At 73.1% G+C, this 11,526-nt stretch carries 9 protein-coding genes, 2 pseudogenes and 1 riboswitch; of the genes and pseudogenes, 6 read left to right on the top strand and 5 right to left on the bottom strand.

What is annotated here, in order from left to right; genetic code table 11:
* A partial coding sequence (locus AB0J08_RS23935) for a hypothetical protein (protein ID WP_360637767.1) occupies window positions 1-289 on the bottom strand: 289 nt, incomplete at its 3' end.
* Window positions 290-505: 216 nt separating this feature from the next.
* On the opposite strand from AB0J08_RS23935, the pseudogene AB0J08_RS23930 reads away from it, so the two are divergent.
* A pseudogene (locus AB0J08_RS23930) lies at window positions 506-1,123 on the top strand (carbohydrate binding domain-containing protein); the annotation flags it as partial.
* Between the two features lie 189 nt (window positions 1,124-1,312).
* Window positions 1,313-2,269: pseudogene (locus AB0J08_RS23925) on the top strand (chitinase); the annotation flags it as partial.
* A gap of 189 nt (window positions 2,270-2,458) precedes the next feature.
* On the opposite strand, the gene cobF reads toward AB0J08_RS23925, so the two are convergent.
* Window positions 2,459-3,217 (bottom strand): precorrin-6A synthase (deacetylating), encoded by a 759-nt coding sequence (gene cobF / locus AB0J08_RS23920; protein ID WP_360637764.1) that lies wholly within the window; start codon window positions 3,215-3,217, stop codon window positions 2,459-2,461.
* 151 nt (window positions 3,218-3,368) lie between these two features.
* Window positions 3,369-3,591: riboswitch (cobalamin riboswitch) on the top strand.
* A 137-nt stretch (window positions 3,592-3,728) separates the two neighbouring features.
* Here cobF and metE point away from each other — a divergent pair.
* Window positions 3,729-6,074, top strand: coding sequence for a 5-methyltetrahydropteroyltriglutamate--homocysteine S-methyltransferase (metE, locus tag AB0J08_RS23915; RefSeq protein WP_360637761.1), 2,346 nt, complete (start codon window positions 3,729-3,731; stop codon window positions 6,072-6,074).
* A gap of 117 nt (window positions 6,075-6,191) precedes the next feature.
* On the opposite strand, the gene AB0J08_RS23910 is transcribed toward metE, so the two are convergent.
* A complete protein-coding gene (locus AB0J08_RS23910; protein ID WP_360637758.1) occupies window positions 6,192-6,758 on the bottom strand; it encodes a GNAT family protein in 567 nt (188 codons plus the stop codon).
* A 128-nt stretch (window positions 6,759-6,886) separates the two neighbouring features.
* On the opposite strand from AB0J08_RS23910, the gene AB0J08_RS23905 reads away from it, so the two are divergent.
* Entirely contained in the window at window positions 6,887-8,122 is a 1,236-nt protein-coding gene (locus AB0J08_RS23905) for a styrene monooxygenase/indole monooxygenase family protein (protein ID WP_360637755.1), read from the top strand.
* A gap of 32 nt (window positions 8,123-8,154) precedes the next feature.
* On the opposite strand, the gene AB0J08_RS23900 is transcribed toward AB0J08_RS23905, so the two are convergent.
* The gene (locus AB0J08_RS23900) at window positions 8,155-8,835 is read right to left on the bottom strand and encodes a TetR/AcrR family transcriptional regulator (RefSeq protein ID WP_360637752.1); all 681 of its coding nucleotides are present in this window, start codon (window positions 8,833-8,835) and stop codon (window positions 8,155-8,157) included.
* A 114-nt stretch (window positions 8,836-8,949) separates the two neighbouring features.
* Entirely contained in the window at window positions 8,950-9,822 is an 873-nt protein-coding gene (locus AB0J08_RS23895; RefSeq protein ID WP_360637749.1) for a pirin family protein, read from the bottom strand.
* Between the two features lie 157 nt (window positions 9,823-9,979).
* Here AB0J08_RS23895 and AB0J08_RS23890 point away from each other — a divergent pair, with 157 nt between their 5' ends.
* Window positions 9,980-10,555 (top strand): NADPH-dependent FMN reductase, encoded by a 576-nt coding sequence (locus AB0J08_RS23890; protein WP_360637746.1) that lies wholly within the window; start codon window positions 9,980-9,982, stop codon window positions 10,553-10,555.
* 81 nt (window positions 10,556-10,636) lie between these two features.
* Window positions 10,637-11,401 carry an MBL fold metallo-hydrolase gene (locus tag AB0J08_RS23885; protein ID WP_360637743.1) on the top strand — a complete coding sequence of 255 codons (765 nt, stop codon included), beginning with the start codon at window positions 10,637-10,639 and terminating at the stop codon, window positions 11,399-11,401.
* Window positions 11,402-11,526: the final 125 nt, after the last annotated feature.

The raw sequence follows: 11,526 nt of genomic DNA, 5'->3' as shown, positions 1-11,526 counted from the left end.
CGAAGCGGTCGCCATCGCGCCCCACTACAGGACCGCCCCGACCAACCCTCCGACCAAGGTTCCCCGAGCCTGGAATCACTAAGTCACTGGTATTGCGCCTAGGCGGCACGTCGGCGGCTTCCTCCAAGCCGAGCCGGACGCTGTCCGCGCCTGCCTTGAGGCAGGCGCGGATCTTCTTTGCCTCGTGGACGACCGGCCTCGGGGCCGTGTCGTCGGCTCCGTCCACGGGGTAGGTCCGGGCGCCGGCCCTGCCCTGGTCGCCGTCGGTGGCGATGGGCGAGTTCCTCAAGGAGTTCGACGCTCTCGCGGACGGCCAGGCCGGCGGAACAACCTCGCTCGACCGGCCCCGCAGTCCGCAATTGGTCCAGACCTATTGACGCGCCCTGCCGCCCCACCTACGATCCGGTCCGGCACAGCCCCACATGTCCCCCACCTCACCCAGAGCCGGGCGTCACGCCCCCACGCGTCGTCATGTCCCCGACGCTCGGCGGGAAGGGAGCGCAGCATGTTCCGTCGGAGGCCCCGTACTCCACGTCCGTCGGGCGATTTCCGCCCTGCTCCGGACCCCGGCCGCCTCGAAGGCGACCAGGGCGGGAGCGAGCCGCTCCGCACTCCTCGCCACCGTCGGGCGCCCCTGGAGCGCGCGTCGCAGGTGAGCCGGACCAGCCGCGCCGGGCGCGGACCGACCGTCCTGAGCCGCTCCCTCGCCGGAGTCAGCGCCGCCGCCCTCATCGGTGCCGGGATCGCCGTGGCCGACACCGTCTCGGCCGGGGCCGTCACCACCAACCTGGTGGTCAACTCCGGCTTCGAGAACGGCCTCTCCGACTGGACCTGCTCCGGCGGCTCCGGCGCGGCCGTCGGCGGTCCGGTCCACGCCGGTGCCTCCGCGCTCAAGGCCACGCCGACCGGCCAGGACACCGCGCAGTGCACCCAGACCATCGGCGTGCGGCCCAACTCCCAGTACACGCTGAGCGCCTACGTCCAGGGCAGCTACGTCTACCTGGGGGCCACCGGTACCGGCATCACCGGCACCCCGTCCACCTGGACGCCGAGCAGCGCCTCGTACAGCCAGCTCAGCGTCGGCTTCACCACCGGGGCGAGCACCACCTCGGTGACGATCTACCTGCACGGGTGGTACGGGCAGCCCGCGTTCTACGCGGACGACGTGTCGCTGGCCGGCCCCGGCGGCAGCAGCCCCTCGCCGACCGCCACCACGCCGACGACCGCCCCGCCGACCACCACGCCGCCCACGACCACTCCACCGACGACCACTCCACCGACCAGCACTCCACCGACCACCACTCCGCCGGGCGACAGCTGCCCGACGAAGCCCAAGCCGTCGGGCAAGGTCCTGCAGGGCTACTGGGAGAACTGGGACGGCGCCGCTAACGGCGTCCACCCCGGCATGGGCTGGGTCCCCATCACGGACAGCCGGATCGCCGCGCACGGCTACAACGTCATCAACGCCGCCTTCCCGGTGATCCTCTCGGACGGCACCGTGCTGTGGCAGGACGGCATGGACGCCGGCGTCAAGGTCTCGACCCCCGCCGAGATGTGCCAGGCCAAGGCGGCCGGGGCGACGCTCCTGATGTCGATCGGCGGCGCCGCCGCCGGCATCGACCTGAGCTCCAGCACCGTCGCCGACACGTTCGTGGCGACGGTCGTCCCGATCCTCAAGAAGTACAACTTCGACGGCATCGACATCGACATCGAGACCGGCCTGTCCGGCAGCGGCAACATCAGCACGCTGTCGGCCTCCCAGGCCAACCTGATCCGCATCATCGACGGGGTGCTGGCCCAGATGCCCGCGGGCTTCGGCCTGACGATGGCCCCTGAAACCGCGTACGTCACCGGTGGAAGCGTCACCTACGGGTCGATCTGGGGCTCCTACCTGCCGATCATCAAGAAGTACGTGGACAACGGCCGCCTGTGGTGGCTGAACATGCAGTACTACAACGGCAGCATGTACGGCTGCTCAGGCGACTCCTACCAGGCCGGTACCGTCCAGGGTTTCACCGCGCAGACCACGTGCCTGAACAACGGCCTGGTCGTCCAGGGAACCACGATCAAGGTGCCGTACGACAAGCAGGTGCCCGGCCTGCCGGCCCAGCCCGGCGCGGGCGGTGGCTACATGGCGCCGAGCCTGGTCAGCCAGTCGTGGACCGCCTTCGGCGGCGCGCTGAAGGGGCTCATGGCCTGGTCGGCCAACTGGGACGGCTCGAAGGGCTGGACCTTCGGCGACAACGTCAAGTCCCTCCAGGGGCGTTGATGTCGCGGTGAGGTCCCGCTGATGCTCCGCTGACTCCCGCGCGCCCGGTGCACCGCTTCGCGCCGGGGCCGATCACCGACCGGCACCACCCCTGTGGACGCCCCGAGCCCCGACCGGGGCCCGGGTCGTCCACAGGGGTGCGGGTCGCGGCACCACCTGGCCGCCGGAGGCGGCGGCGCATCGGGGCGGTCAGCCTTCCGAGCGGCGGAGCAGGTAGGTGTCCATGATCCATCCCTTGCGTTCGCGGGCCCGCTCGCGCAGTTCGCGGATCCGTGGGGCGGTCTGCGCGAGGGGGCCGGCGACGAGGATCTCGTCCGGGGTGCCGAGGTAGGCGCCGTAGAAGATCTCCAGGCCCTCGGGGTCGATCTCGGTGAACGCGGCCCGGCCGTCCAGCATCACCACCACGTCGTCCACGTCCTCGGGGAAGCCCACGGCGAGGCGGCGGCCGGTGGTGATCTGCACCGGGCGGCCGACCCGGGTCAGGGTGGTGCGGTGCCGTGCCGCGAGCGCGGAGACGCTGCTGATGCCCGGGATCACCTCGTACTCGAAGGTGACGCCCTCGCGGGCCAGCACCTCGTCGACGACGGCGATGACGCTGTCGTAGAGACTCGGGTCGCCCCAGACCAGGAACGCGCCGGTGTCGTCCGGGCCGAGGTGCTCGGTGACCAGGCGCTCGACCAGGTCGGCCCGGCGGCTGCGCCAGTCGTCCACGGCCGCGCCGTACGCCGGGGTGGTGCGGTCCCGTTCCGCGTCCGGCACCTCGACCACGCGGTGGCCGGGCCGGCCGTGCTCGGTGAGCATCTGCCGGCGCAGCCGGATCAGGTCCTGCCGTTCCTCGTTCTTGTCGAGGATGAAGAAGACGTCGGTGCGGGCGAGTGCCTTGGCCGCCTGCAGGGTGAGGTGGTCGGGATCGCCCGCGCCGATGCCGATGAGGAGGATGTGCTGCATGGCAGTGATTGTGCCGCGCGCCGCCGGGTCCGCGCTCGGGCGGCCGGTACGCCCCGCCGCCCGGGACCGGGGTGGACGCCGGGGCCCGGACGCCGCCCGCGCCACCATCCGTGATCCGGACAATCGCTGACGCGGCGCCGCCGGTGCGCCTAGGGTGGGCGGTGCAGTCGGTTCGCCATGTCCTCCAGTCATGGCGTCGCAAGAGGGAACCCGGTGGGAATCCGGGACTGCCCCGCAGCGGTGAGTGGGAACGACCGCCGTCACGTGCACTGGGCCCAGGCGGGCCCGGGAAGCGACGGCCAGTAGGTGTTCGCCTCGGTCAGAGGTGGACGTGCCCGCGAGTCCGAAGACCTGCCACTGCCCGTGTGCACCCCGCACGCGGTGATCTCGGTGACCTCGAGGGCGGGTCGGCGGAGCGGGCAGGCCCGTCCTGGTGCCGTGCCCCCACTGTCGTACCTCCACGCCGTCGTGCTCTCCCGGGATCGTAGCGCGACTCGCGAAGGAGAGTTCCGTGTCATCGAGTTCCACCACCCCGCAGGCCGCCCGGAAGGCCACTGCGCAAGCCACTGCGCGGGCCACTGTGTACGGCTACCCGAGGCAGGGCGCCGGCCGGGAGCTGAAGAAGGCCGTCGAGGGGTACTGGGCCGGCCGCGTCAGCGCCGCCGCCCTGCACGCCACTGCCGCCGGACTGCGCCGTGAGAACTGGCGCCGGCTGGCCGAGGCGGGCGTCACCGAAGTCCCCACCGGCGACTTCTCGCTCTACGACCACGTGCTGGACACCACGGTCGCGGTCGGTGCGATCCCCGGCCGCCACCGCGCCGCCGTCGAGGCCGACCCGCTGGACGGCTACTTCGCCATGGCCCGCGGCACCCAGGACGTCGCACCGCTGGAGATGACCAAGTGGTTCGACACCAACTACCACTACCTGGTCCCCGAGTTGGGCCCGGACACGGTCTTCGCCGCCGACTCCGCCAAGCCGGTCGCGGAACTGCGCGAGGCCCTCGAACAGGGCCATCGCGGCCGGCCGGTGCTGGTCGGCCCGCTGACCTACCTGCTGCTCGCCAAGCCCGCTCCCGGCGTGGCCGCCGACTTCCAGCCGATCACCCTGCTGGACCGGCTGCTGCCCGTGTACGCCGAACTCCTCGCCGACCTGCGTGCCGCCGGTGCCGAGTGGGTCCAGCTCGACGAGCCGGCCCTGGTCCAGGACCGCACCCCGGCCGAGCTGAACGCCGCCGCCCGCGTGTACCGCGAGCTGGGCTCGCTCACCGACCGCCCCCGGCTGCTGGTCGCCAGCTACTTCGACCGCCTCGGCGAGGCCCTGCCCGTCCTGGCCAAGGCCCCGATCGAGGGCATCGGCCTGGACTTCACCGGCCCGGGCGCCGCCAACCTGGACGACCTCGCGGCCGTCGGCGGCCTGCCCGGCAAGCGCCTGGTCGCGGGCGTGGTGGACGGCCGCAACATCTGGATCAACAACCTGGAGAAGTCGCTCGCCACCCTCGGCACGCTGCTCGGCCTGGCCGACCGGGTCGACGTCGCGCCGTCCTGCTCGCTCCTGCACGTGCCGCTCGACGTCGACGCCGAGCGCGACCTCGATCCGCAGGTCGCCCGCTGGCTCGCCTTCGCCCGCCAGAAGACCACCGAGATCACCACCCTGGCGCGCGGCCTGGCCCACGGCACCGACACCATCGCGGCCCAACTGGCCGCGAACCGGGCCGACCTGGCGTCCCGCGCCGCGTCCGCGCTGACCCGTGACCCGGCCGTGCGCGCCCGCGTCACCGCCACCGCTCCCGAGGACGCCCGCCGCGCCCAGGCCTACCCCGAGCGCGCCGAGGCGCAGCGCGCCCGGCTGAACCTGCCGCTGCTGCCGACCACCACCATCGGTTCCTTCCCGCAGACCACCGAGTTGCGCACCGCCCGCGCCGACCTGCGGGCCGGCCGCATCGACGACGGCACCTACCGGGACCGGATGCGGGCCGAGGTCCGTGAGGTGATCGCCTACCAGGAGAAGGCGGGCATCGACGTCCTGGTCCACGGCGAGCCCGAGCGCAACGACATGGTCCAGTACTTCGCCGAGCAGTTGACCGGCTACCTGGCCACCCGGCACGGCTGGGTGCAGTCCTACGGCACCCGTTACGTCCGCCCGCCGGTGCTGGCCGGCGACATCTCCCGCCCGCACCCGATGACCGTCGACTGGTACCGCTACGCCGCCGATCTGACCGACCGTCCGGTGAAGGGGATGCTTACCGGCCCGGTCACCATGCTCGCCTGGTCCTTCGTCCGGGACGACCAGCCGATCGGCGACACCGCCCGGCAGGTCGCCCTCGCCCTGCGCGACGAGGTGACCGACCTGGAGGCGGCCGGCGCGTCCGTCATCCAGGTCGACGAGCCGGCGCTGCGCGAGACCCTGCCGCTGCGGGTGGCCGACCGGTCCGGCTACCTGGCGTGGGCCACCGAGTCGTTCCGGCTCTCCACCTCCGGCGTCCGTGCCGACACCCAGATCCACACCCACATGTGCTACGCCGAGTTCGGCGCGATCATGACCGCCATCGACGAGCTCGACGCCGACGTGATCTCCCTGGAGGCGGCCCGCTCGCACATGGAGGTCGCCCACGAGCTGGCCGGGGCCGGGTACCCGCGCGAGGTCGGTCCGGGCGTCTACGACATCCACTCGCCCCGGGTGCCGAGCACCGAGGAGGCGGCCTCCCTGCTCCGCGCCGGGCTGGCCGCGATTCCGGCCGAGCGGCTCTGGGTCAACCCCGACTGCGGTCTGAAGACCCGCGGTTGGACGGAGACCCGCGCCTCGCTGGAGCACCTCGTCGAGGCCGCCCGCCTGGTCCGCGCCGAGCTGAAGGGCTGATCGGCTGAAGGGCCGAGTCGCCGATCGGCTCGCCGGGACGGGTGCGACCGCTGCGGCCGCACCCGTCCGACGGCGGGCCGGTCGGGCTGGTCAGGCCGGTCGGGCCGGTCGGGCTGGTCAGGCCGGTCGGGCCGGTTCGGCCGCCAGGTCGCCCGGGGTGGTCCACTCCTCGGCGAGGAGGCCGAGCACGACCTCGTCGCGGTACGCGCCGTACGTCCAGGCGGAGCGGCGCAGGGTGCCTTCGAGGGTGAAGCCGACGCGGGTCGCGGCGGCGATCATCGGCAGGTTCTCGGCGAGGGTGTCGACCTGGAGGCGGTGCAGTCCTCGGACGGTGAAGCCGTAGTGGCACAGCAGGGTGACGACCTCGCGGGCCAGGCCCCGGCCGCGGAACGCCGGGCGCAGGGAGATGCCCAGGTGGGCGGTGCGGTTGTGGGTGTCGATGCCCCACAGCAGGGCCTCGCCGGCCAGCTCGCCCGAGGGGAGGGTGGTGACGGAGAAGCAGGCTGCCTCCTCCGAGGGGGCGGCGACCGCGTACGGGGACTCGGCCGCCCCTGGCGAAACGGGCTGCCAGGGGCGGGAGTCGGCGCGTGAGCGGGTGACGACGTCGTCGTACAGTTCGGCCTGCAGGACGGGTATGTCGGCGTCGTGTCTGGCCCGGAGTGCGATCTTGGTGTTATGTAGCATGTCACATTGCTATCAGCGGTGCGGGTGATCGCACCAGCGGATTGAGGGCTCTGCTCCCCGGGGGTGCCCACTGGGCCCGGGATGCCCGGCTGACCTACCATCAGAGCCTTCGTCCCCGGAGGGTGTTCATGCGTCGGATCGCCGTTGTCGGAGCTGGCCAGGCGGGCCTGCAGCTGGCGCTCGGGCTGCTCGCGGGCGGGTACGAGGTGACACTGGTGGCAGCGCGGACCGCGGCGCAGGTGCGCGGCGGCCCGGTGCTCTCCACCCAGGCGATGTTCGGCCCGGCGCTGCGGATCGAGCGGGCGGCGGGGCTGGACCTGTGGGCCGGGGAGGCACCCGCGGTCTCCTCGGTCCGCTCGGTGCTCGCGGCGCCGCCGGGGGTGCGGGCGCTGGAGTTCACCATGACGCTCGACGAGCCGGCCCAGTCGGTGGACCAGCGGCTGAAGACGGCCCGCTGGCTGGAGCTGGTCGCCGAACGCGGCGGCCGGGTGCAGTACCGCACCCTGGACCGCGCGGGCCTGCGGGAGCTCGCCGAGCGCCACGAGCTGACGGTCGTGGCCGCCGGCCGGGGCGAACTCGCCGGGATCTTCGAGCGGGACGCTCGCCGCTCGCCGCACGACGCGCCGCAGCGGGTGCTGTCCTGCCTCTACGCGCACGGGGTCGGCTCGCCCGATCCGGCGACGGAACCGAGCGCGCGGATGCACGCGCTGCCCGGCCTGGGGGAGTTGTACCTGCAGCCGGCGCTGACCCTGTCGGGGCCGTGCGCGATCCTGCTCTGGGAGGCGGTGCCCGGCGGGCCGCTGGACTGCTTCCCCGACCGCCCGGGCCCCGCCGCCCAGCTGGCCCGGATCCGCGAGGTGCTGGGCGCGTACCTGCCGTGGGAGGCCGAGTTGTGGAGCGCCGCCGAGCCGACCGACGCGGGGGCAGGCCTGTACGGGGCGCTCACCCCGACGGTTCGCCGGCCGGTGGCGCGGCTGGACGGGGGCGCCGGGGAGGTCCACGTGCTCGGCATCGGCGACGCGGTGGTGCTGAACGATCCGATCACCGGCCAGGGCGCGAACAGCGCCGCCCGGGCCGCGGACGCCTACCTGCGGGCGATCGTCGCGCGCGGCGGGGCGCCGTTCACGCCTACCTGGATGCAGGACACCTTCGAGCGGTTCTGGCAGCAGCACGCCCGCCACACCGTCGACTTCACGGCCACGATGCTGGCGGTGCCGGACCACCTGCAGGGCGTCTTCGCCGCCGCCGCGGAGCACCCGGCGGTCGCCCGCCGGCTCGCCAACACTTACGCGGAGCCGGACGACTACGCGGCCTGGCTCGCCACCCCGGAGTCGACCGCGGCCTACCTGGCCTCGGTCGGCTAGGCCCCGGCACGGCCCCCGTTCGGCACTCGGCTTCAGCCTTCGGCGCACCCCGCGTACCGGGCGAGCAGGAGGTCCACGCCGGAGCTGATCAGGGTGGCCAGGTAGGCGTCGTCGAGCACGGAGTCGGGGGCGAAGGTCCTCATCAGCTGGGGGACGCCGATGGTGGCGGCCACGAGCTGCTGGACGGCGAGTTCCGGCTCGGGGGCGGTCAGCCTCCCGAGCCGGTCCAGCTCGGTGAAGGCCTCGGTCAGCGGCCCGTTGATCATGTCGTAGCTGAGCCGGTACCAGAGCTGGCCCAGCTGCGGGAAGCGCTCCGTCTCGCCGATGACCAGCCGGCGCAGCGACATGATGTCGGGGCGCAGCAGGGCGCGGGCCCACGCGGTGGTGAGGTCGATCAGGGCCTCCCGCAGGTCGGGGGCCTGGACGATGGTGGAGGTGCAGGATTCGAGCCCGGCGTACGTGCTGGGCAGCACACCGCCGATGACGGCCAGGAACAGGCGTTCCTTGCTGCCGAAGTGCTTGTAGATGGTCGCCTTGGATACGCCGGAGCGGCTGGTGATCGCGTCCATGGACGCGGCGGAGTAGCCCTCGGCCAGGAATTCGGTGAGTGCCGAGTCGATGATCGCCCGGCGCTTGCGCTGGGCGGCGTCGGTGGGGTCCGGGATGATCGGGATGCCGTACTCGTCCGTCGCGTCCGTTGTGTCGACGCCCATGGCGGTGTCCTCTGGCTTCTGGTCCTGGGTGCGGGGTGCGGGGCGGCCCAGTGTATGAACTGAACGGTTCGGTTCGCAAAGGTGGAGCCGGCCGGCCCGGGGGCCGGCTCGGGTTCACCGGGGGAGCCGCCCCATCAGGCCGAGGCCGAAGTCCCGCTGGGCCTGGTGCAGCTCGGCGACGGTGTTCATCACGAAGGGACCGCTGCGGGCGACCGGCTCGCCGATCGGCTCGCCGGACAGCACCAGGACCTCGGCCGCCTCGCCCGGCGCCTCGACGGTGAAGCGCTCGCCGTCCTGCGCGAGTACCGCGAGATGGCCGTCCGGGAGCCGCGCGTCGGGGGTGGCGGCCTCGCCGGACATGACGTACAGCATGGCGTTGTGGCCGACGGGGGCGGTGAACTCGGCCCGCCCGCCGGCCGCCAGGCGGGCGTGCGCGACGAGCACCGGGGTCTGGGTCGCGAACGGGCCGGTGACGCCGTGGCTGCTGCCGGCGAGGACGGTGAGTTCGGCGCCGTCGTCGGTGGTCACCACGGGCAGGTCGGCGGCCTCGGCGTTCTGGCTCTGCGGCGGGAGCGTCTTGAGGCGGGCCGGCAGGTTGACCCAGATCTGCAGCATGTGCTGCAGCCCGCCCGCGGCGAGGAACTCCTCGGTGGGCAGCGCCTCGTGGACGATCCCGGAGCCGGCGGTGAGCCGCTGCACGCCGCCGGCGCGGACGACGGCGTGGTGGCCCCGCGAGTCGGCGTTCGCGATGTCGCCGGCGATCACGTACTGGATGGTCTCGAAGCCGCGGTGCGGGTGCGGCGGGGCGCCCTTGGCCTCGCCCGGTGCGAGCTCCACCGGGCCGACCTGGTCGACCATCAGGAACAGGTCGAGGAAGGGCAGGTCGGCGGTGGGGAAGGGGCGGCGGACCGGGAAGCCCGCGCCCTCGTAGGTGTGGACGGGGCGGACGACCCGGACGGTGGACCGCGTGGCGGTGGTGGTGGTCATGGGTCGAATGAACTACACGATTCAGTTCACTGTCAAGACTGAACTGTTTGGTTGACATAATGAACTGGTCGGTTTAGTTTCATCGGTGTCGAAGCCGACCGGCCCACCGAGCGGCGGCAACTCCCCTCCCGTCCAGCACCTCTGAAGGAGCACCACCATGGCCACCGCCAAGATCCTCGCCATCTCCGGCTCGCTGCGCGCCGACTCGCACAACACCCGGCTGCTGCACGCCGCCCGGAAGTTCAACCCCGGCGGCCAGGAGATCGAGATCTACGACGGCCTGCGCGACATCCCCGCGTACGACCAGGACCTCGACACCCCCGAGCTGCGGCCGGCCGTCGTCAACGACCTGCGTCGCCGCGTCCTGGCCGCCGACGGCCTGATCATCGCCACGCCCGAGTTCAACTACTCCGTCCCCGGCGTCCTCAAGAACGCCCTCGACTGGCTGAGCACCGACTGGACCAGGACGGAGGGCCTGCCGCTGCACCGCAAGCCCACCGCGATCCTCGGCGCCGCTCCGACCAACTTCGGCAGCGTCCGCGCCCAGCTGGCGCTGCGCCAGGTCTTCGTCTGGACCGACACGGACGTCGTGGTCAAGCCCGAACTCGTCGTCTTCCGCTCGCACGAGCGCTTCGACGAGGAGGGCAACCTCACCGACGAGACCACCATCGGGCTCCTCCAGGACCTGCTGAAGGCGCTGCAGGCCAAGATCGACGCCCACGGCGCGCGCTGAGCCGGCCCCACCCCTCCGCCGCGCCCCTTCCGTCCTGCCCTCCGCCCCACCCCTCCGCCCGCGCCCCAAGGAGCGTCCGACATGGCCGTCCCGGTCACCGCCACCTATCTCGGCACCGCCACCGTCCTGTTGCGGATCGGCGACCTGACCGTCCTCACCGACCCCGCCCTGGACCGGACTCCGGCCGACTACCCGGCCGCCCGCCCGCTGCGCCGCACCGCCGGTGCGGCGCTCGGCGCCGAGGACCTGCCGCCCATCGACCTCGTCCTGCTCTCCCACGACCAGCACGCCGACAACCTCGACCGCACCGGCCGGGAGGTGCTCGGGCGGGCTGGGACGGTGCTCACCACTCCCGAGGCCGCCGAGCGGCTGGGCGGCGGGGCGACCGGCCTCGCCCCCTGGGAGAGCGTGCGGTACACCGCCGGTGCGACCACCGTCACCGTCACCGCGACCCCGGCGCGGCACGGACCGGCCGGCACCGAACCGGTCACCGGCCCGGTCACCGGGTTCGTCGTGGAGTACGAGGGCGGCACGCTCTACATCTCCGGCGACACCACCCGCCACGACGCCCTGAACGAGATCGGTGAACGCTTCACCATCGACACGGCCTTCCTGCACCTCGGGGACGCCCACTTCCCCACCACCGGGGACCTCGCGTTCTCGCTCAGCGCGGCCGAGGGCGCCGAACTGGCCCGGACGCTCGGCGCCCGCCAGGTGGTCCCGCTGCACTTCGAGTCGTGGGAGCACTTCGTCGAGGACCCGGCCCGTATCGCCGAGGCGTTCGCCGCCCCCGACCTGGCCGGCCGACTGCGCAGGCTGCCACCCGGCTCGCCCGAGGCACTCTGACCTGCCGACCTGCCGACCTGCCGACCTGCCGACCTGCCGACCCGCCGAACGGCCGGCACCGCGGCAGCGCGGCACCGCCGGGCCGGGGGGCTCGGCGGCGCCGCGTCGGCTGAGCGGGCGCGCCG

Source organism: Kitasatospora sp. NPDC050463, from assembly GCF_040655255.1.
In the GTDB taxonomy this organism is placed as follows: Bacteria; Actinomycetota; Actinomycetes; order Streptomycetales; family Streptomycetaceae; genus Kitasatospora.
The sequence above is the reverse complement of the archived record's forward strand: the minus strand, read 5'-3'. Positions and strand labels throughout refer to the sequence as shown.